General features: G+C 66.4%; 19 protein-coding genes and 1 tRNA gene. 9 read left to right on the top strand and 11 right to left on the bottom strand.

Features of this window, described 5'->3' with window-relative positions; translation table 11 throughout:
- The first annotated feature begins 84 nt into the window (after positions 1–84).
- The 3 genes from B5F85_RS04825 to B5F85_RS04815 all read left to right on the top strand — a co-directional run bounded on the left by B5F85_RS04825 (position 85) and on the right by B5F85_RS04815 (position 4,209).
- Positions 85–1,245 carry an amino acid ABC transporter permease gene (locus B5F85_RS04825; RefSeq protein WP_204204641.1) on the top strand — a complete coding sequence of 387 codons (1,161 nt, stop codon included), beginning with the start codon at positions 85–87 and terminating at the stop codon, positions 1,243–1,245.
- Between the two features lie 3 nt (positions 1,246–1,248).
- Positions 1,249–2,031: an amino acid ABC transporter ATP-binding protein gene (locus B5F85_RS04820; protein WP_275531471.1), complete on the top strand. Its 783-nt coding sequence runs from the start codon at positions 1,249–1,251 to the stop codon at positions 2,029–2,031.
- A 237-nt stretch (positions 2,032–2,268) separates the two neighbouring features.
- Positions 2,269–4,209 carry an NAD(+) synthase gene (locus B5F85_RS04815; protein ID WP_087314919.1) on the top strand — a complete coding sequence of 647 codons (1,941 nt, stop codon included), beginning with the start codon at positions 2,269–2,271 and terminating at the stop codon, positions 4,207–4,209.
- 97 nt (positions 4,210–4,306) lie between these two features.
- Here the strand turns inward: B5F85_RS04815 and B5F85_RS04810 are convergent, their stop codons facing one another.
- Positions 4,307–4,948 carry a hypothetical protein gene (locus tag B5F85_RS04810; protein WP_087314917.1) on the bottom strand — a complete coding sequence of 214 codons (642 nt, stop codon included), beginning with the start codon at positions 4,946–4,948 and terminating at the stop codon, positions 4,307–4,309.
- Between the two features lie 47 nt (positions 4,949–4,995).
- A complete protein-coding gene (locus B5F85_RS04805; protein ID WP_087314915.1) occupies positions 4,996–6,120 on the bottom strand; it encodes a hypothetical protein in 1,125 nt (374 codons plus the stop codon).
- A 292-nt stretch (positions 6,121–6,412) separates the two neighbouring features.
- On the opposite strand from B5F85_RS04805, the gene B5F85_RS04800 reads away from it, so the two are divergent.
- The 5 genes from B5F85_RS04800 to B5F85_RS04780 all read left to right on the top strand — a co-directional run bounded on the left by B5F85_RS04800 (position 6,413) and on the right by B5F85_RS04780 (position 10,728).
- Positions 6,413–6,703, top strand: coding sequence for a co-chaperone GroES (locus tag B5F85_RS04800; RefSeq protein ID WP_087314913.1), 291 nt, complete (start codon positions 6,413–6,415; stop codon positions 6,701–6,703).
- A 45-nt stretch (positions 6,704–6,748) separates the two neighbouring features.
- Positions 6,749–8,386, top strand: a complete 1,638-nt coding sequence (groL, locus tag B5F85_RS04795) for a chaperonin GroEL (RefSeq protein WP_087314911.1) — start codon at positions 6,749–6,751, stop codon at positions 8,384–8,386.
- Between the two features lie 210 nt (positions 8,387–8,596).
- Positions 8,597–9,685, top strand: a complete 1,089-nt coding sequence (locus tag B5F85_RS04790) for an ATP-binding protein (protein WP_087314909.1) — start codon at positions 8,597–8,599, stop codon at positions 9,683–9,685.
- Positions 9,686–9,857: 172 nt separating this feature from the next.
- A complete protein-coding gene (locus B5F85_RS04785) occupies positions 9,858–10,418 on the top strand; it encodes a helix-turn-helix transcriptional regulator (protein ID WP_239386698.1) in 561 nt (186 codons plus the stop codon).
- Positions 10,419–10,443: 25 nt separating this feature from the next.
- On the top strand, positions 10,444–10,728 hold the full coding sequence (locus B5F85_RS04780) for a nucleotidyltransferase domain-containing protein (RefSeq protein ID WP_204204640.1): 285 nt from the start codon (positions 10,444–10,446) through the stop codon (positions 10,726–10,728).
- Between the two features lie 323 nt (positions 10,729–11,051).
- On the opposite strand, the gene gltA is transcribed toward B5F85_RS04780, so the two are convergent.
- The 9 genes from gltA to galE all read right to left on the bottom strand — a co-directional run bounded on the left by gltA (position 11,052) and on the right by galE (position 19,796).
- Positions 11,052–12,452, bottom strand: coding sequence for an NADPH-dependent glutamate synthase (gene gltA, locus B5F85_RS04775; RefSeq protein WP_087314903.1), 1,401 nt, complete (start codon positions 12,450–12,452; stop codon positions 11,052–11,054).
- On the bottom strand, positions 12,440–13,282 hold the full coding sequence (locus B5F85_RS04770; protein ID WP_087314901.1) for a sulfide/dihydroorotate dehydrogenase-like FAD/NAD-binding protein: 843 nt from the start codon (positions 13,280–13,282) through the stop codon (positions 12,440–12,442). Before B5F85_RS04770 ends, gltA begins: the two co-directional genes overlap by 13 nt.
- Positions 13,283–13,432: 150 nt before the next feature.
- Positions 13,433–14,005 carry an aminoacyl-tRNA hydrolase gene (pth, locus tag B5F85_RS04765; protein WP_087314899.1) on the bottom strand — a complete coding sequence of 191 codons (573 nt, stop codon included), beginning with the start codon at positions 14,003–14,005 and terminating at the stop codon, positions 13,433–13,435.
- A gap of 113 nt (positions 14,006–14,118) precedes the next feature.
- The gene (locus B5F85_RS04760; protein WP_087314897.1) at positions 14,119–15,117 is read right to left on the bottom strand and encodes a ribose-phosphate pyrophosphokinase; all 999 of its coding nucleotides are present in this window, start codon (positions 15,115–15,117) and stop codon (positions 14,119–14,121) included.
- Positions 15,118–16,512 carry a bifunctional UDP-N-acetylglucosamine diphosphorylase/glucosamine-1-phosphate N-acetyltransferase GlmU gene (glmU, locus tag B5F85_RS04755; protein WP_087314895.1) on the bottom strand — a complete coding sequence of 465 codons (1,395 nt, stop codon included), beginning with the start codon at positions 16,510–16,512 and terminating at the stop codon, positions 15,118–15,120.
- A gap of 61 nt (positions 16,513–16,573) precedes the next feature.
- Positions 16,574–16,648: transfer RNA gene (locus B5F85_RS04750), tRNA-Gln, on the bottom strand.
- A gap of 94 nt (positions 16,649–16,742) precedes the next feature.
- Positions 16,743–17,654 (bottom strand): peptidoglycan-binding protein, encoded by a 912-nt coding sequence (locus tag B5F85_RS04745; protein WP_087314893.1) that lies wholly within the window; start codon positions 17,652–17,654, stop codon positions 16,743–16,745.
- Between the two features lie 31 nt (positions 17,655–17,685).
- Positions 17,686–18,729, bottom strand: coding sequence for a polyprenyl synthetase family protein (locus B5F85_RS04740; protein WP_087314891.1), 1,044 nt, complete (start codon positions 18,727–18,729; stop codon positions 17,686–17,688).
- A gap of 11 nt (positions 18,730–18,740) precedes the next feature.
- Positions 18,741–19,796, bottom strand: coding sequence for a UDP-glucose 4-epimerase GalE (galE, locus tag B5F85_RS04735; protein WP_087314889.1), 1,056 nt, complete (start codon positions 19,794–19,796; stop codon positions 18,741–18,743).
- Between the two features lie 123 nt (positions 19,797–19,919).
- On the opposite strand from galE, the gene B5F85_RS04730 reads away from it, so the two are divergent.
- Positions 19,920–20,435 (top strand): hypothetical protein, encoded by a 516-nt coding sequence (locus tag B5F85_RS04730; protein ID WP_143786134.1) that lies wholly within the window; start codon positions 19,920–19,922, stop codon positions 20,433–20,435.
- The last annotated feature ends 99 nt before the right edge of the window (positions 20,436–20,534 follow it).

Here is a 20,534-nt window from a genome sequence, read left to right as displayed (position 1 = left end):
CTTTTCATCATCCGAGCGGGGCGGGGGCTCTGGCCCTCGTCCCGTTTGCGGCGAAATATCGACAAGAACCGCGAGGAGTCCTGAATGTCTAAACTGCGTGACTTCGTGACGCGCGACCATCGCTACGTGCTGCTGGGCACGAGCGTCGTGGCGTTTCTCGGCATGCTGCTCTCGAGCTCGCCGCGCCCGGAGCTCTCCTTCCTGGCGCACGCCTTCACCGTCGAGCTCGTGATGTACTACGTCCTGGCCGCCTGGCTCGTGCTCTGTGCCGTGGCGCTGCTGTTCAAGCTCACCCACTGGCACAACTATGCAGAGTCGTCGCCGCTCACCAAGCCGGCCGTGGCCCGGGCACTGCGCGTGGGCTCCTACGTGATCTGGGCGATAACCGCCGTCCTTCTCGTCGACCGATGGGTCATGGGGCTGGCGAGCGCCTGGCAGGTGGCGGCGGCCGCGGAGAAGATGCCCGACGACATGCTCGCCCAGGTGCTCTACATGTTCCAGCAGGGTCGCGACACCTACATCACCGGCATCGTCACCACCATCGAGCTGGCCGTCTTTGGCACGCTGATCGCGTTTTTCCTGGCGCTGCTGCTGGTCTTCGTGCGCATCATGCAGGTCGACCGCTCCGACAACGACTGCGTGCGCTTCTTCAAGAAGGTCGGCGTGTGGTTTGCCAAGGTCTACAGCACCGTGGTGCGCGGCACGCCGATGCTCGTCCAGGGCGTCATCATCTACTATGCGGGCTTTGCCTTCGTGAGCAGCTTTGGCCTCAGCGTCACCGACACCAACGCCATCTGGTCGCGCTTTGTGGCCGGCCTCGTGGTGGTGTCGCTCAACTCCACCGCCTATATGATGGAGGTGCTGCGCGGCGGCATTGAGTCGGTGGACAAGGGGCAGATGGAGGCGGCGCGGTCGCTGGGTCTCTCGCAGTGGCAGGCCATGGTGCGGGTCGTCTTCCCGCAGGGCATCAAGTTCGCCATCCCCGGCCTCTCCAACGAGCTCGTCATCAACATCAAGGACTCGTCGGTCCTCTCCGTCATCGGCGTGTTCGACCTGGCCTTCGCCGCGTCCACGGTGGCGGGCATCTACTGGAAGCAGCTCAACGCCTACCTCGTGGCCGCCGTGTTCTACCTCATCATGACGGCGGTCGCGTCGTGGCTGCTCGGCAAGTTTGCCAAGCGCTTCAACGTGAAGGCCGAGACCATGGGCAGCACGTCCGACCAGCCCGTGAAGGTGGAGGAGTAAGCCATGAGCGAGAAGAACCTGAACGTCGCGGCCTCCGCCGCCGCTGCCGTCGAGCCCATGGTTCGCATCGAGGGCCTGCGCAAGAGCTTCGGTGACCTCGAGGTTCTGCGCGACATCAACCTCGACGTCATGCCCGGCCAGGTGGTCACCATCATCGGCGCCTCTGGTTCGGGAAAGTCCACCCTGCTGCGCTGCATCAATCTGCTCGAGACGCCCGACGCCGGCCACGTGTGGTTCCACGGCGCCGACCTCGCCGCCGAGCATGTGGACGTGAACCGCCTGCGCGAGAAGATCGGCATGGTCTTCCAGGGCTTCAACCTGTTCAATAACATGAACGTACTCGACAACTGCACGCTTGCGCCCGTGACCCTCAAGAAGTGCGCTAAGGCCGAGGCGCAGGAGGTGGCGATGCGTCACCTCGAGTCGGTGGGCCTGGCAGACTTCGCACGAGCGGACGTGAACAACCTCTCGGGCGGCCAGAAGCAGCGCGTCGCCATCGCGCGCGCCCTCTGCATGCAGCCTGACCTCATGCTCTTCGACGAGCCCACCTCGGCGCTCGACCCCGAGATCGTGGGCGAGGTCCTCGAGGTCATGCGCCGGCTTGCTGCCGAGGGCATGACGATGGTCGTGGTCACGCACGAGATGGCCTTTGCCAAGAACGTCTCCGACGAGGTCGTCTTCATGGACAAGGGTGTCATCGCCGAGAAGGGCGCGCCCGAGAAGCTCTTCACGGCGCCCGAGCACCCGCGTACTCGCGAGTTCCTTGCCCGCTACCTCGAGGGGTAGCCGATCGCCCCGCCGCTGGCATTTTTGGTCTCAAGTGTGCGGTCGCGGACGGGGGAGGCGCTCGATGGGCTCTTTGGCGCCAATCCGAGCTGCGATTCTTTTGCTGGGCGGCTTCCGTTGTCGGGGCCGCCCAGTTTCTTGCCGCTCACTTGGCGGGAAAATGGCCAACGGCATCGCGGGAAACTGCCGCGTGATACGATGCAAGGCAGATTCCGGCCCTTGAGAGAGGGGATTTCGATGGTGGACGGGTTCGTCAAGGTCGCGGCGGTGACGCCGGAGGTGCGCGTCGCGGACGTTGCCTTCAACGTGGAGTCCTGCGTGGCGGCGGCGCGAAGAGCCGCCGAGGAGGATGGCGCCGCCGTCATCGTGCTGCCCGAGCTCGCGCTCACGGGCTACACCTGCGAGGACCTCTTCTGGCAGGATGCCCTCATCCGTGCGGCGGACGACGGGCTTTCGAGCTTTGCCGCCGCTACGGCGGACCTTGACGCCCTCCTGCTCGTGGGCGTTCCCGTGCGCGCGGGCGGCAAGCTCTACAACTGCGCCGCCGTCGTCTCGAATGGCATGGTGCTCGGGCTTGTGCCCAAGACCCACATCCCCACCTATAACGAGTTCTACGAGGGGCGCCACTTCGTGTCCGGCCCCGTTGACCCCATCCCCGTCTCCGTGGGCGGCGAGAAGAACGTGCCCATGGGCACCAGCCTGCTCTTCTCGTGCCTCGAGCTTCCGGAGCTCGTGGTGGCGGCCGAGATCTGCGAGGACCTCTGGGTCGCCGCGCCGCCCTCGATCGCGCACGCCCAGGCCGGCGCCACGCTCGTCTGCAACCTCAGCGCGTCCAACGCCGTGGTGGGCAAGGCGGACTATCGCCGCAGCCTCGTTACCGGCCAGAGTGCGCGCCTGCTGTGCGGCTACGTCTACGCCAGCGCCGGCGCCGGCGAGTCCACGCAGGACCTCGTCTTTTCCGGGCACGACCTCGTGGCGGAGAACGGGCGGCTGCTCGCGGAGGGCAAGCCGTTCGGCGACGGCCGCGCCGTCTCCGAGATCGACGTTCGCTTCCTCGCGCAGGAGCGCACGCGCATGTCCACCTTCGAGTGCGCCGCCGCGCCGGAGGAGGCGGGCTATGCCGTCGTGCCCTTCTCGCTGGGAGCGGACGTCGCCTCGCGCGAGACCCCGCTCACCCGTTGGGTCGACCCGCATCCCTTCGTGCCGTCCGACCCCGCCCGTCGAGCGGAGCGCTGCGAGGACGTCTTTGCCATTCAGGCGCACGGCCTCGCCAAGCGTCTCGCGCATACGCGTTCGAGCAAGGCGGTCATCGGCGTCTCCGGCGGCCTCGACTCCACCCTCGCGCTGCTCGTGACCGTGCGGGCCTTTGACCTTCTCGGCCTTGATCGCCGCGGCATCATCGCCGTGACCATGCCGGGCTTTGGCACCACGGACCGTACGCATGACAACGCCACCCTGCTCTCGCAGGCCCTTGGCGTGCAGCTGCGCGAGGTCGTCATCGGGCCCTCGGTGCGCCAGCACTTCGCCGACATCGGGCACGACGAGTCGGTCCATGACGTCACCTACGAGAACGCCCAGGCACGCGAGCGCACGCAGATCCTTATGGACGTCGCCAACCAGGAGGGCGGGCTCGTCATTGGCACGGGAGACCTCTCGGAGCTGGCGCTGGGCTGGGCCACCTACAACGGCGACCACATGTCCATGTACGCCGTCAACGCGAGCGTGCCCAAGACGCTGGTGCGTCATCTCGTGCGCTACGTGGCGGACACCTGCGGAAACGTCGCGGAGTCCGAGGTCCTTCTTGACGTGCTGGACACCCCGGTCTCCCCGGAGCTCCTCCCCGCCGCGGGTGACGGCAAGATCGCGCAGAAGACCGAGGACCTCGTGGGTCCCTACGAGCTGCACGACTTCTTCCTCTACGAGGTGCTGCGCCGCGGCACCAACCCGGCCAAGGTCTACCGTCTCGCCCGCTATGCTCTGGGCGAGAAGTACGACGACGCCACGATCCTCTCCTGGCTCAAGGTCTTCTACCGCCGTTACTTTGCCCAGCAGTTCAAACGCAGCTGCCTGCCCGACGGCCCCAAGGTGGGCTCGGCGGCAGTGAGCCCGCGCGGCGATCTGCGCATGCCCTCGGACGCCTGCTCCGCGCTCTGGCTCGCCGAGCTCGAGACACTGTGATGCGAAGACGTGCGTGAAAGCGGGGTAGTCCCGCTCTCACGCACGTCAGATCAAGTCGCACAAATTGACCGTCGCCCCCGCTCCCCCTCCGAGCGCATCAGCGGACGGTAAAGACGTACGTGCAGATGCCGTTCTCGAAGCTGACCTCGAGCGCGTAGCGGTAGCCGGGCTCCACGGTGAGGCCCACGGTCCCGTCCTCGCCGAGGTTGGCATCGATGATTTCGCCGACGACGTCGCTCGCGGCGACGTCCTGCGCAGACCCCGCCTCCTCGGCGGCCGCCGCGAGGTCGTCCTCGGCATAGCGCATCACGTCGACGTAGGTGGCGGGCTCGTCAAAGCTCGCCGTGACCTCGGTCGGCTCGTCCACGTTGGCCGTGGGCATGCCGTCCGCGTCGTATTGCACGGGGTGCGCAGCGTCGGTCGTGACGGTCATGGACTCGCCGTCCTGCTCAAAGGTCCAGGTGGAGCTGCAGGTGAGAGGGTAGACGCTCTCAGACCCGCAGACGAGCGTTGCCTGGGGCGGGTTGGCGGGGTCGCCCGCGGTGCCGACCTCGTCCGTCGTGCTCGGGACGTTGTCAGCGGCGTCATCGGCAGGGGCGTCCTCGACCTGCTGGCTTTCGGTGACTTCCTCGGCCGGCGTGTCCTGTGCCTGCGGCTGCTGGTTGCAGGCGGTCGCGCCGAGGGCGAACGTAAGGGCAAGCGCCGAGCCGAGCACGAGCGGCGTCTTGGTTCTTCTCATAATCTCTCCTTCTGCTTGGCGTGAGATGGGGCGGCCCTCATCTCGCATCATCGGACGGTGAAGACGTAGGTGACCTCGCCGGCGTCAAACGTGGCGAGAAGTGCGTAGCGATACCCGGGCTCAACAGTGAACGAGAGGCCGTCGGTCTCCACCGGCTCGCCCTCGGCGTCGAGCGCGTCCTCGCTCCAGCGCGTGACCTCGATGCCCGTGGCCGGGACGTCAAAGCTCGCGGTCACCTCCGTGGGCGCGTCGACGCTCACGTCGGGCAGCTCGTCTGCCGCGAGCTGGGCGGGGAGCGCGGAGTCGGCGGAGATGGCGGTCATCTCGCCGTTCTCCTCGTAGCTCCAGGTGTAGCCATAGCTCTGCAGCATGAGCGAGACCGCCGCGAGCTCCGTGGTGTACTCGAGCGACGCGTACGGCAGCTCGGCGGGGTCCTTGGGATGCCAGATTTGCGCCACCAGCTCGTCGTACTTCTCGGCGTCCGCGGGCGAGCCCTCCTCGACCACCTCGACCTTGGTGATGCCCGGGTACTGACCGGGGTAGCTCTGCAGCATGATGCCGTTGCCGGTCACGCGCACGATGTTGCCGGCCGTGAGCTCGGGAGCGCTCTCGGGCAGGGTGGGGTAGTAGGGGGAACCGGTGTCCTGGTCAACAAAGAGGACCTCGCCGTCGCCAAACGTGACGACCATCGCCGTGCTCACGAACTCGTCCATATCGGCCCCCTCGCCCTCGGCCCCCTTGGCGTCAAAGAGATAGCCCGCGTCTCCGCCCTCGAACCAGGCTCCGACGTAGTAGCGCCAGCCCGACTCTGCCACAAAGGTCGCGGCTCCGTCCTCGAGCGCGCACTCGACCCCCTCGAGGGTTCCGTCGTCTGCGTAGCGCACGACCTCGACCTCGTTTGCGGGCTGCGAGAAGGACGCGCGGACCTCGGCGGTCCCGGAGACGGCGAGGTCGGGAACGTCGCTGTCCGCGAGCTCGGTCGGCGCGACGGGGTCGCTCGCGACGCCGTCCCAGCTGTAGCCGTGCGTGAGCATGGCCGCGTTGACCACGGCGTCTTCGGTCTCCGTCCGCACGGTGCCGGCGGGCGGCTCGGACTTGGCGCAGGCGGCGAGAAGGGCGGCGAGCGCGCAGGCGCACAGAGCTTGCATGAGGCGTCGAACGCGGATCGACATGGGTCTGCCCTCCCCGGGAACGGTGGCCCTGCATTATCAGTGTTCCCTATAGTACCGGGCCGCAGGCAAAACGTCCGGGGATTCCACCGTCTTTTTCGCAACGCGACGGCCCTTCTCGCCTGCCTCGTTCAGAGTCAGAAAATCTAAGTGCGTCTTGGAAGATTTTTTCACGCGAGGTGGTATAAGTCGGCGCGTCTGGGTATGATTCTGAACGTTGGATAGCGCGTCGCCGGATTGTCCGGACGTCGCAGAGCCGCGCCCGCAGGGGCGCCTCAGAAGGAGGTTCTTGAACATGACTCTTAAGCCGCTGGGTGATCGCGTCCTCGTGAAGCCGGCCCCCAAGGAGGAGAAGACCTCGACGGGCCTCTACATCTCGAGTGGTGCCCAGGAGAAGCCGCAGCGCGGCCAGGTCGTGGCCGTCGGCGCTGGCAAGCTCAACGACAAGGGCGAGCGCATCGCCATCGACGTGCACGTCGGCGACGAGGTCTACTACGGCAAGTTCGGCGGCAACGAGGTCAAGATCGACGGCGAGGACTTCCTGCTCCTGCGCGCCGACGACATCTACGCCGTTATCGAGGACTAGCTTCGCGTTTCGCGAGAAGAACCAATGATTTTGGAGGACTAAGCAATGGCTAAGGACATTCTTTTTGGCACCGACGCTCGTGCCAAGCTCGCCAAGGGCGTCAACACCCTCGCTGACGCCGTGACCACCACCATGGGCCCCAAGGGTCGCTATGTGGCCCTGCAGCGCTCCTACGGCGCTCCCACCATCACCAACGACGGCGTCTCCGTGGCCAAGGAGATCGAGCTCAAGGACCCCATCGAGAACATGGGCGCCCAGCTCGTGAAGGAGGTTGCCACCAAGACCAACGACGCCGTGGGTGACGGCACCACCACCGCCACGCTTCTCGCCCAGGTCATCGTCAACGAGGGCCTGCGTAACGTGGCCGCCGGCGCCAACCCCATCGCCATCCGTCGCGGCGTCGACAAGGCCGTGAACGCCGTCGTCGAGGAGATGCGCAACAACGCGCAGGAGGTCTCCACCAAGAAGCAGATCGCCTCCGTCGGCACCATCTCCGCCTCCGACCCCGAGATTGGCAACAAGATCTCCGACGCCATGGAGGTCGTGGGCAAGGACGGTGTCATCACCGTCGAGGAGTCCCAGACCTTTGGCATCGACATCGACACCGTCGAGGGCATGCAGTTTGACAAGGGCTACATCTCTCCGTACTTCTCCACCAACAACGAGACCATGACGGCCGAGCTCGACTCCCCGTACATCCTCATGACCGACCAGAAGGTCTCCAACATCCAGGACATCCTGCCGATCCTCGAGGCCGTCCAGAAGCAGGGCGCGCCGCTGCTCATCATTGCCGAGGACGTTGACGGCGAGGCCCTGGCCACGCTGATCCTCAACAAGCTCCGCGGCGTCCTCAACGTCTGCGCCGTTAAGGCTCCCGGCTACGGTGACCGTCGCAAGCGCATGCTCGAGGACATCGCCATCCTGACCGGCGGCCAGGTCGCCATGAAGGAGCTCGGCGTCCAGCTCACCGACGTCACCGCCGAGATGCTCGGCCGCGCCAAGTCCGTGAAGATCTCCAAGGACGACACTACCATCGTCGGCGGCGCCGGCTCCAAGGAGGCCATCGACGAGCGCATCGCCCAGATCAAGGCCGAGTACGACGTGACCACCTCCGACTTCGACAAGGAGAAGCTCCAGGAGCGCCTTGCCAAGCTCGCCGGCGGCGTGGCCGTCATCAAGGTCGGCGCGGCGACCGAGGTCGAGCTCAAGGAGATCAAGCACCGCATCGAGGACGCCCTGCAGGCGACCCGCGCGGCAGTCGAGGAGGGCATCGTCGCCGGCGGCGGCGTGGCGTTCCTCGAGGCCTCCAAGGTGCTCGACGGCGTCGAGACCGTCGACTCCGACGAGAAGATCGGCGTCGAGATCGTCCGCAAGGCCCTCGAGGCGCCCGTGAAGACCATCGCCAACAACGCTGGCTTCGAGGGCTCCGTCGTGGCCGAGAAGATCAAGGGCCTGCCCGCCGGCCAGGGCCTCGACTCCGCCACCGGCGAGTACGGCGACATGATCGAGATGGGCGTGCTCGACCCGGTCAAGGTCTGCCGCGTCACGCTGCAGAACGCCGCCTCCGTGGCTTCGCTGATCCTCATCACCGAGGCCACCGTCTCCGACGAGCCCAAGAACACCACCATCGAGGAGGCCATCTCCGCGGCGGCTGCCCAGGGCGGCCAGGGCGGCATGTACTAGGCTCAAGGTCTAACCAGTAGCTGACGGGTCGCCCCGGGTGTTCCTTCGAGAAGTGCACTTCGTGAAACTTCTCTACGGAACACCCGGGGCGACCCTTCTCTGTTTAGACCTTGAAGGTCCTCGATCGATGGGGGCTTGCTCGACTTGTTAGAATCTGCTCGACTTGTTAGAATCTGCTCGACTTGTTAGATCTGAGGTCAGGGAGGTTTCATGTCACAGAGGCGCGGAAATCCCTTCAAGCCCACTGCGGGCATGAATCCTCCTGAGCTCATTGGTCGAGATGCTATCCTCGACGATTTCACTGACGCTTTAGATAACGGGCCGGGTTCGCCGGAGCGGCTTATGCGCGTGTCCGGCGTGCGCGGTGTGGGTAAGACCGTGCTGCTCAATGCAATGGGGGGCATTGCGCGAGACCGCGGCTTTACGGTGGTTGACGTTGCGGCAAACAAGGGCTTCTGCGAGAGGATCCTTACGGCGCTTACTCGCGATCCGATCCTGACTTCCGTCTCGGTTTCTCCGTCGGTCTTTGGTGTGCGGGCAGGGTCGATCAACCTTTCCAAGTCCCCCACGTCGCTGGGAGAGGCGATGCTCCGGGCGTCGCAGCGCGGGGGACTGTTTGTGACGCTTGACGAGATTCAAGACGCGCCCATCGATGAGCTTCGCGTGCTCGGCAACGAGATTCAGCTGCTCATTCGGCAGGAAGCAAACGTCGCCTTTGCATTTGCGGGTCTGCCCACCGCGGTGGACGATGCAGTTGGGGCCGATGCGCTCACCTTCCTGCAGCGCGCGAAGCACACGGAGCTCTCTCGACTCTCCGACTATGAGGTTGGGATGTCGTTTGAGGATACCGTTGCGCGGGCGGGCGGCGTATTGCGCAGGGACGCGGCCGAGCTCATGACTAAGGCGGCGGCGGGCTATCCCTTCATGGTGCAGCTTGTTGGGTACTATACGTGGCAGGCGGCGGCGCGTCGGAATGCCGCTGCCATCGAGGAAGGGGACGCGGAGCGTGGCATCGCCAGGGCGCGCGAGAACTTTGACTCCATGGTCATTGGTCCTGCGCTCAGAAGGCTACCCGATCGCCAGGTGGAGTATCTCACCGCGATGGCACGCTGTGAGGAACATCCCGCGCCCACTGCCGAGGTTTCTCGCTTTATGGGCCTCACGACAAAGGACACGAGCTCGTACCGCAAGCGTCTCATAGATGCGGCCCTCATCGAGGCCGCTGGCTACGGCAAGGTGTCCTTTGCCGTCCCGTATATGAGAGAGTACCTGCGCGAGCACGGGGAAGACGTCGGATGAAAGGTCGCTGGCTCGGCGCCATTGCGCATCGATGCAGGCAAAGCGATACAACCAGTGGTTGTTCTCGCTGGTAGATAACGTACCATGGAACTCGTCAGATGGTTGGTGGAACTCAACCGAGGGGGATGTCACAGTGGGAGTCACACGCAGAAGCCCGAGGAAAGGACCAACCGTGGACGAGAAGAACGAGACGCTGGGACGCCGCATCGCACGGCTGCGCCTGGAGTACGGCATGACGCAGGAGCGCCTTGCCATGAAGATGGGCGTGACGGCCCAAGCGGTAAGCAAGTGGGAAAATGATCTCAGCGCGCCCGACATCATGCTGCTGCCGGAGCTCGCCAAGACGTTTGGCGTGAGCGTGGATCAGCTTTTGGGCGTGGCGCCCATCGTGCGCGACGTTGTGCCGGCGCGGGCGGTGGCGCCCGCGGAGCCCGGCGCCGCGTTCGAGCCGGAGCCCGCGCCGCGTCCTGATCGCGGTGGTCGCCCGCACACCCTGCACATTCAGGTCCACGACGGCGACGACGGCGATGATGTCAACATCAACGTTCCGCTCGGCCTCGCGAGCTTTGTGCTCGGGGCAGGAAAGAAGATGCCCGGCAACGTCAGCCTGAACCTTAACAACGCCGACGTTGACCTGGACCTTGTTTCCGAGGCAATCAAGCACGGCGAGAAGGGCACGCTTCTTGATGTCGACTGCGGCGACGGTGACCACGTGACCATCTCGCTGGAGTAGCGTTTGGGCCTGGGGAGGGGCGATGTTGGACGAGAAGCGTATCACAGGCATCGCGCACCTTGACGAGGCCATTGCGCGCATCACCGGCGCGGCGGTCGCCGACGGCCTGTGCGAGGCGGTTCTCCTCAAGGGCTCGATTGTCCGCGGTGACGCGGACGAGTTCTCCGACATAGACCTCTACCTCGTCGTCTCTCCTCAGAACCGTGACGCCGTTTTGGAGCGGCGCGAGAAGGACCTCGCCGAGAAGAACTATCGCCTCCTCGACTACCTCCTCCACCTCCGCAACCTTGAGGACCCCGGCTGGGAGTAACGGCCTACGCGGCCCGCACTCATAAGTGCGGGCATCGAGTGCGGGCGATTTTTCGGTGATGGGCCGAGAAGTGCGGGCCGCCTCTCAAGTCTTGCGCTCAAGTGCGCGCATCGAGTGCGCTCTAGCCCGCACTCAGTGGCAGGCGCAGAGAAGTGCGGGCACGGACCCGCCAAACCCGTTAGACGCCTTCGGCGGTCCCAGACGAGAAGAACCTCGGCCGCGGCAACGAAAGGCCCCGCCGATTTCCTAAGCAGGAGTTTCGCGAAGCGCACTCCTGCGTGGAAATCGGCGGGGCTGTCAGCTACAGCGCGAGGTTCTTCTCGCTACCCGACGAGCGTCCTCGTGATGCTCGCTGCGGCCGTCTTGCCGGCGCCCATGGCCAGGATGACCGTGGCCGCGCCGGTGACGATGTCGCCGCCGGCCCAGATGCGTGGGTCGGACGTGCGGCCGTCCTCGTCGGCGATGATGTAGCCCCACTTGTTGAGCTTGATGTCGCCGATCATCTTGGCAAACGGGTTGGCGTTGGTGCCGATGGCGGAGATGGCCACGTCGCAGGGAATCTCCTCAACGGCGCCCTCGATGGGCACGGGGCGACGACGCCCGGAGGCGTCGGGCTCGCCGAGCTCCATCTTCTGGACGCGCACCGCGCAGACGGCGCCGTCCTCGCCCTTCACGAACTCCAGCGGCGCCACGAGCGGCATGACCTCGACGCCCTCGGCCTTGGCGTGGTGGAGCTCAGCGCGACGGGCGGGCATCTCGTCCTCGGTGCGGCGATAGGCGATGATCGCGCGCTCGGCGCCCAGGCGCTTGGCGGTGCGCACCGCGTCCATGGCGACGTTGCCGCCGCCAAAGACCACGACGTTCTTGCCATGCTTGGTGGGGGTGTCGTACTCGGGGAAGCGGTTGGCCTTCATGAGGTTCACGCGCGTGAGGTACTCGTTGGCAAAGAAGACGTTGGGGAGGTTCTCGCCGGGCACGTTGAGGAACTTGGGCAGGCCCGCGCCCGTGGCGATGTAGATGGCGTCAAAGCCCTCGGCGAAGAGTTCCTCGGCGTCGGTGATGCGACCCACGACGGAGTTGTACTCAAACTTGACGCCCATCTCCTCCAGACCGTCGATCTCGCGCTTGACGACGGCCTTGGGCAGACGGAACTCGGGAATGCCGTAGACGAGCACTCCGCCGCCGGTGAAGAAGGCCTCGAAGACGGTGACGTCAAAGCCGTTGCGGGCGAGCTCGCCGGCGCAGGTGATGCCGGACGGGCCGGAGCCCACGACGGCGACCTTCTTGCCGTTCTTGGGGGCCATCTTGGGCTTGGAGGCAAGCTCGGGCTGGTCGCCGAGGAAGCGCTCCAGCTGGCCGATGGCCACCGGGTCGCCCTTCTTGCCGCGGATGCACTTGCCCTCGCACTGGTTCTCCTGCGGGCAGACGCGGCCGCAGATGGCGGGGAGCATCGAGTCCTCGCGGATGATGTCCAGCGCCTCGCCGAACTTCTCCTCGCGGATCTTCTCGATGAACTTGGGGATGTTGATATTGACGGGGCAGCCGTCAACGCAGAACGGCTTCTTGCAGTCCATGCAGCGCTCGGCCTCGGCCAGCGCCATCTCCTTGGTGAAGCCCTTGTCGACGGGACGGAAATCGCACGCGCGCTCGGCTGCCGGCTCCTCGTTGTCCGGCGTGCGCGGGGACTTCATGTCCGGAACAAAGCGACCGTTTACCTGTGGCATGCGCAGTTCGCCTCCTCATAGGCCTTGAGGGACTGGCCCTCCTCGGTGAGATACGCGGCCTGACGCGCGCGAAGGTCGTTCCAGTCGACCTTGGTGGCGTCGAAGTCGGGGCCGTCGACGCAGGCGAACTTCGTCTGCCCGTCGACCTCCACGCGGCAGCACCCGCACATGCCGGTGCCGTCGACCATGATGGGGTTGAGCGACGCGGTGATCGGCGTGTTGTACTTCTCGGCCGTGAGGGCGGAGAACTTCATCATCGGCACGGGGCCGACGCAGAAGACCTGGGAGACGGCCTTCTCCTGGAGCAGGCGCTCGAGCGGCGCGGTGACCACGCCCTTCTCGCCATAGGAGCCGTCGTCGGTGGTGATGTGGATGTGGTCGTCCGGCAGCAGCTCGCGGAACTGCTCCTCAAGCAGCAGCAGGTCCTTGGTGCGGGCGCCCATGATGGCGTGGACCTCGTGGCCGGTCTCCACCAAGTGGCGGGCAACGGGATAGGCGATGGCCAAGCCGACGCCGCCGCCGATGACCGCGCAGGGACCGTCCGCCATCTCGGTGGGGACGCCCAGCGGGCCGGTGACGTCCTTGATGGAGTCGCCCTCGTTGTAGGTGGAAAGCATCTCCGTGGTCTTGCCGATCACCATGAAGATGAACTCGACCCAGCCCTCCTCGGCGTTCCAGCCCGCAAGCGTGAACGGGACGCGCTCGCCCGTCTCGTTGGCGCGCACCATCAGGAACTGGCCGGCGTGAGCGTGCTTGGCCATCCGGGGCGCCTCGATGCGGAACTTGAACACCTTCTCCGAGAACTGCGTCTTTTCGAGGATCTTGTACATTAACCGCACTCCTCTCCTGCATTCCCTCATTTGGCGGCCCGGCTCCTGGCAGGGCCTTTCCAACACCCCTCATTGTACCCGAGTGGCTGCGCATTCCCTCACGGACGGGCGATAAGAACGGCGGGCGGCGCACGTCTTTTGGCAGGGCGTCTACAGGGACCGCTCCACGAGGTCCGCCGCGCGTTCGACGGTGAGCTCGAAGTCCTCGAGGAAGCTCCCCTTGAGCTCACGCAGCACGTAGTCGGCCACCTGCATGCGCCCGGGCGGCCGTCCGATGCCAAACTGCACGCGCGCGAAGTCGCGGCTGCCGAGCTTGTCGGCGATGGAGCGCAGGCCGTTGTGCGCGTTGAGGCCGCCGCCCAGCTTGAGCTTGACCTCCCCGGCGGGCAGGTCCACCTCGTCGTGGACCACGAGGATCTCCTCGGGGCGCACGTGGTGGGCGCGCGCCAGCTTGGAGAGCGGCCCGCCCGAGGTGTTCATGTAGCTCATGGGCTTGGCGAGAAGGACCTCGCGCTTCTCGCCGTCTTTGTCGGTGATCGTGATCTGGGCGACCTGGGCGCCGGCCTCGGACTTCCAGTAGCGGACGCCCCGGCGCGCGGCCACGGCGTCGATGGTGGCAAAGCCGGCGTTGTGCCGGGTGCGGGCGTACTCGGCGTCGGGGTTGCCGAGGCCGCAGACGATTTTGATGGTGCCCGGCCTCGCGGCGGGTTTCTGTGCGGGCATGACTCTCCTTCACGGACGCGGGGCCGCCCGAAGACGACCCCGCATGTGCTTCATGCTTTCAGAAAAACCTGTCCCTTTTTATCTGAACGAAATAACACGTCCCAAATGTGCAGTTAGATCTCGGCGCCCTGGCCGCCAAAGATCTCGGAGACCGAGCGGCGCATGTAGACGCTGTTGATGGCCTCGGCGAGCTCGTTGGCAACGGAGATCTGCTTGATCTTGGAGCCAGGCTTGTTGGCGACCTCGCAGGGAATGATGTCGGTGACGACGCACTCGACGAGCGGGGCGTCCTGGAGACGCTCGATGGCCTTGCCGGAGAAGATGCCGTGGGTCGCGGAGACGTAGATGTCGCCCGCGCCCATCTCTTTGAGCTTGCGGACCGAGCCGCAGAGGGTACCCGCGGTGTCGATCATGTCGTCGTTGACGATGCAGGTCTTGCCCTCGATGTTGCCGATGATGCCCATGACCTCGGACGCATTGTGCTTGGGACGGCTCTTGTGGGCGATGGCGACCTCGCAGCCGAGATAGTCGGAGAGGCGCTTGGCGACCTTGGCGCGGCCCATGTCGGGGGAGACGACGACGGTGTTGTCCCAGTCGAAGTCCTTGGCCTTGAAGTAGTCGCCGATGAGGAAGAGGGCGGTGAGGTGGGTCACCGGGACGTCAAAGAAGCCCTGGATCTGGCCCTGGTGAAGGTCGATGGTGATGACCTGGTCGACGCCGGCGGCCTCGAGGAGGTTGGCGACGAGACGGGCGGTGATGGGCTCGCGGGCCGCGGCCTTGCGGTCCTGGCGCGCGTAGCAGTAGTGGGGGAGCACCGCGGTGAACTTGGAGACCGAGGCGCGCTTGGCGGCGTCGGCCACGACGAGCGTCTCCATCAGGAGGTCGTTGACGTTCGAGCCCGAGAGGGACTGGATGAAGAACACGTCGTCGCCGCGGACGGACTCGTCAAAACGGGCGTAGATCTCGCCGTTGGCGAACTTCTCGATCTTGAGGCCCTGGAGCTCGAGGTGCAAGATCTCGGAGATCTTCTCGGCGAGCGCGGGGTTGCCCGTGCCGGTGTAGAGCTTGATCTCCTTCTTCAGCGGCATGGGCTCGCTCAGGTTCTCGTACATCTAGGCCTCGTCTCTCTTGAGTCTCTCGAGTCGCCGGGAGGCGTACCCCTCTACAATGCGCTGCTCGGCGCGCTCGAGGTAGAGCGCGTCGGCAGGGACGTCCTTGGTGACGCAGGAGCTGGCGCCCACGAGCGCGCCGTCCCCGATCGTGACCGGCGCGACCATCATGGTGTCCGAACCCACGAAGACGTTGTCGCCGATCGTGGTGCGGTTCTTGTGCACGCCGTCGTAGTTGCAGGTGATCGAGCCGCCGCCGATGTTGACGCCGGCGCCCATCGTGCAGTCGCCGATGTAGGAGAGGTGCGGCACCTTGGAGCCGCACCCGATCGTGGAGTTCTTGATCTCCACGTGGGTTCCCACGTGCGCGCCCTCGAGCACGTGCGCGCCGCCGCGGAGGTAGGCGCGCGGGCCGCAGGTGACGTCGCGCTCGATGGTCACGTCGACGCCCACCGTCTCCTCGAGCGAGACGTGGTCGGCGACGGTGCAGTCGGTGAGGCGGGTGTTGGGGCCGATCTCGCACTCCTCGCCCACCGTCGTGGACCCCCAGAGCATGGTCATGGGGAGAAGGACGGTGTCGCGCCCGACGGTCACGTCGGGGCCGACCCAGACGGTGCGCGGGTCGAGCATGGTGACGCCCTCGCTCATGAGGCGCTCGTTGATGCGCTCCTGGGCGAGGCGCGTGAGCTCCGCGAGCTGGGCGCGGTCGTTGACGCCGAGCAGCTCGTCGGCGTCCTCGGTTTTCACGGCGGCCACGTTGAGGCTGTGTCCGCGCAGGACGGAGACCATGTCCGTGAGGTAGTACTCGTGCTGGGCGTTGTTGGTGGAGAGCTCGCCGATGTGGGCGGCAAGCTGCTCTGCGTCGAAGGCGTAGAAGCCGGGATTGCATGCGGTGAGACCCGCGGCCTGCTCGGGCGTGCAGTCCTTCTGCTCGATGATGCGGACGACCGACCCCGCGGCGTCAAACTCGAGGCGACCGTAGCCGGTGGGGTCCTCGGGCGTCCAGGTGAGGATGGCCGCTGCCGAGCCGCCGTCTGCGACGGGCGCGATCAGGCGGCGCAGGGTGTCGGGCTCCACGAGCGGTCCGTCGCCGTTGAGCACGAGCAGCGGGCCCGCGGAGATGCCGGTCGCCTCGAGCGCCACGCGCACGGCGTGCCCGGTTCCCAGGCGCTCGGTCTGCTCGACGCACTCGACGTCCTTCTCGCCCGCCAGATGGCCCCGCACCTCGTCCGCTCCGTGTCCCACGACAACAACAATCCGCTCGGCCCCCGCCTCGCGCGCGGCGCGCGTGACCCAGGAGACGAGCGGACGGTCGAGAAGCTTGTGCATGACCTTGGGATGGCGGGACTTCATGCGCGTTCCCTCGCCCGCGGCGAGGATGATCGCGGTCATGGGCATGGATGAGCCTCCAAGCGACGTGTGTCCCTTTACAGAAACATGATAACGCCAAGGCGACGGCTGGCAGGGGTAGTAGGATTCGAACCCACATTGATGGCACCAAAAACCACTGTCCTAACCATTGGACGATACCCCTGTGCCGCCGCCTGAGATTGTATCAGGAAACGAGAAGGACCTCGCCGGCGGGTGACGAGACGGCGGGACTCTGTAAGTTGGGGACTGTCCCCAACTTACAGGTCGATGCCCTCGAAGGCGGCGCAAATGGCGTCGAGCAGCAGCACCGCATAGGTCTGGGCGTCGCCGGTGGTGAAGGCGCCGGTGCCCACGGGCACCTCGATGCGCGCGGCGGGAGGCGTGGCGCTCGAGCTCTGGATGGCGGTGCGCAGGCGCAGCGGAAGCGTCTCGAAGTCGTCGAGCAGGACGTTGCCGATGCCGGAGGCCACGTTTTCGGGCAAGGGCGCGGTCGAGAGCACGATCAGCGACCCGGACGTCGCGTCCTCGGGCGAGTCGAGCAGATCGAGGGCGCAGTCGTCCACGGTGGCGTGCGCGAGGTTCCAGATGCGGCCCGCGATGTTGCGTGAGATGGGGTCGTCCGCCGTGATGCAGATGTGGGCAAGCTCGAGGACGCTCGCCGCGCGGGCGAAGCCCATGCCGCCCTGGGGGTGCGGTCCGGCGGCGGGCTTGCCGGCCCAGACGTGCTTGAGGCGCTCGATGGCGTCAAAGGTGTCGGGGAAGGCCATGCCGTCGGCAAGGACCCCAATGCTCTCCTGGAAGAGCTTGACCGCGGCCTCGGTGTGCACCCCATAGGTCCCGTCGACCGGGCCGCAGGAGAAGCCGAGGATGTTGAGGCGCTCCTGGAGCTGCCTGACGTCATTGCCATGGAAGTTGGGGAGGCGCAGGTAGAGGGTGCGGTCGCCGAGCTGATAGCACTCGTCGACGAGCGTGGTCCACGTGGGGGTGTCGACGTCCTTGCCGAGGGAGAGGCCATGGTCGAGGCGGAAGCGCGCCACGGCGGTCGCGGTGGACGGGCCAAAGGTCGACTGTCCGGTCTCGGCGGCGTCGATCGCGTAGCCGAGCGTGCCAAGACGGTCCTGGATGTCCTCGACCGCGGCGCCCCTCGCGCCTTCCTGAATGGGTTCCATTGCCTCTCCTTGCGTCTGACGTGGCACGAGCCTAGAGGGCTCGCTCCACGAAGAAGTCTGCCATAGAGATTAGCAGGTCTTGAGCCTCAACCGAGATGTGAGCGTCCCGGGCGAGGGCCGCGACCCGCGCCTTTGCCTCCTCGGCGAGCTCGCGGGCGAGCGCGCGGCACTTCTCGATGCCGCCGCCGCGCTCGATCAGGCAGACGGCGCGCTCGAGCTCGCGGGGGTCGGTCGCGTGGGAGCCGAGAAGGGCGACGAGCTCGGCCGCGTCCCTCTCGTCCAGATGCTCGAGCGCCCAGACGACGGCGAGCGTGCGCTTGCCCTCGGTGACGTCCGAGCGGAAGTCCTTGCCCTGGGCCTCGCCGTCGCCCACGAGGTTGAGCAGGTCGTCCTGCAGTTGGAAGGCCACGCCCGCCGTGAGGCCCACCTCGAGCAGGCCGTCGGCGGCGCTTCTCGTGCCGCCCGCGGCGAGGGCACCCACGTAGAGCGGGATGGCGGCGGAGTACCAGGCGGTCTTGCTGCGCACCATGTAGAGATAGTCCTCGGTGGAGAGGTCCCACCGGCGGTCGCGCACCCATCCCAGGTCGAGGGCCTGGCCCTCGAGGGTGTGCCGCTCCATGCGGGCGAGCTCGGAGAGCACGCGGACCTTGCGCTCGACGTCGAGGCGTTCGTCGCCGAGCACCACCTCGAAGACGCGCGTGAGGGCGAGGTCGCCCGCGTTTATCGCCAGGCCCTCGCCCTCGACACGATGCAGGCACGGCTCGCCGCGGCGCAGCTCGCCCTCGTCCGCGATGTCGTCGTGGATGAGGGCCGCGCTCTGGAAGAGCTCGACGGCGACGGCGCACGAGAGCGCGTCGCGCGCGTCGCCGCCGACGGCCTCGGCGCCGAGCAGCGCGAGCACGGGGCGCACGCGCTTGCCGCCCGAGGCGGTGAAGCGGGAGAGCGGCTCGTAGAGGTATCGACTCAGGTCCGCGGCAGACGCGCCGTCCGTGAGCGGCGTGGCGGCGGCATCGGCGAGCGCCCCCTCGACGAGGGGCAGGCGGTCCTTCAGATACGCGACGAAACGCTCTCCCATGGTCTTATCGCCTAGCCCTCGTAGCCGTTGGGGTTGTTGGACTGCCAGTTCCAGGAGTCGCGGCACATGTCCTCGATGTTGAACTTGGCCTCCCAGCCCATCTCCTCGCGCGCCTTGGTGCAGTCGGCGTAGTTTGCGGTGACGTCGCCGGGGCGACGCGGCTCGATGACGTAGGGGATCTGGTGCCCGCAGGCTGCGGAGAAGGCCTCGATGATCTGAAGCACCGAGGTGCCCGTGCCGGTGCCGAGGTTGAAGATCTCCACGCCCGTGCGGCCGTTCATCCAGGCGAGCGCCGCGGCGTGGCCGGACGCGAGGTCGCAGACGTGGATGTAGTCGCGCACGCCGGTGCCGTCGGGCGTGTCGTAGTCGTTGCCAAAGACATGCACGGCGTCGCGCTTCCCGATGGCGGTCTGCGCGACGTAGGGCACGAGGTTGTTGGGGATGCCCTTGGGATCCTCGCCCATGAGGCCCGAGGGATGGGCGCCGATGGGGTTGAAGTAACGGAGCAGCACGACGTCCCACTCGGGGTCGGCCGTGTGGAGGTCGGTGAGGATCTGCTCGATCATCCACTTGGTCCAGCCGTAGGGGTTGGTGGCCGGCTTCTTGGGGCTCTGCTCGGTGAGCGGCAGGCTGTCCGGGTCACCGTAGACGGTGGCGGAGCTGGAGAAGATGATGGACTTGCAGCTGTGCTCGCGCATGACGTCCACGAGGGTGAGCGTGCTGCCGATGTTGTTCGCGTAGTACTCGATGGGCTTGCTCACGGACTCGCCGACGGCCTTGAAGCCGGCAAAGTGGATCACGCGGTCGATGGGGTGCTCGTCGAAGATCTTCTCGAGGGCGGCGCGGTCGTTGACGTTGGCCTCCACGAAGGCGAGGCGCGCGGCGGCCTCGGGACCGACGATGGTCTTGATGCGGTCGCAGACCTTGGGGGAGGAGTTGGAGAGGTCATCGACAATGACGACCTGATAGCCGCGTGTGAGAAGCTCGACGACGGTGTGGCTGCCGATGAAGCCGGCGCCGCCCGTCACGAGCACGCGGGTGTCCTGGGGCGCGATCTTCTCGCTCATGGAAGTCCTTTCGTTGCTGACTCTTCCTAACGGTCTTTCCCCCTAACTTTCAAGTATACGTCGGCCGTCCGCTGCCGTAGAGTCAAAAGGGGACAGACCCCTTGGGCCCATCGGGGAGGCGCGGTGAGAAAACGGCTTCTGGCGGCGCTGGCCGCGCGCGGACTGCTTGCGGAAGACGGGCGGACCACGATCTTTGGCGAGCCCGCATGGCGAGAGGTGCCGGCGGGCAAAGACCCACAGGCGCTCATGGACGCCGGGGCGCTGCAGCGGCGGCTCGTAGAGTGCGCGTACGGGACGGCGCCCATGGGGGAGGGGCTCTGCGCGGCATGGGTGGAGCGCGCGTTCTCGCGACTGGGCATGGGCTACGTGAGCGGTGACGCGCGCGAGCTCTACGAGGGCTTTTGCCACCTTACGGACACGCGCGACCTGCTCGTGGGAATGATCTGCGCCACGGGCCGCGACCCGTACGGGGCGGGCGGCTGGGACCATGGCCACGTGGGGCTCTATGTCGGCGACGGCGCGGTCATGGACTGCGCGGGCGGCAGCGTGCGCCGCGTGCCGCTCGAGCCGTGGCTCTCCGCGTACGGCGTGGCGTCCGAGCCGCGCTGGGGCTGGCTCGGCGCGATCGCGCTGGCGTGACCACACGGACCGTCCAAATCGTCGCGGTGAGCGTCCCATCCGTTACGGACCTGTCCGAATTGTCGCGAGCCGCCGCCTTGCGGGCCAAAATGGCTACAC

The sequence above is a fragment of the Olsenella sp. An293 genome (assembly GCF_002159495.1).
In the GTDB taxonomy this organism is placed as follows: domain Bacteria; phylum Actinomycetota; class Coriobacteriia; order Coriobacteriales; family Atopobiaceae; genus Thermophilibacter.
The sequence above is the reverse complement of the archived record's forward strand: the minus strand, read 5'-3'. Positions and strand labels throughout refer to the sequence as shown.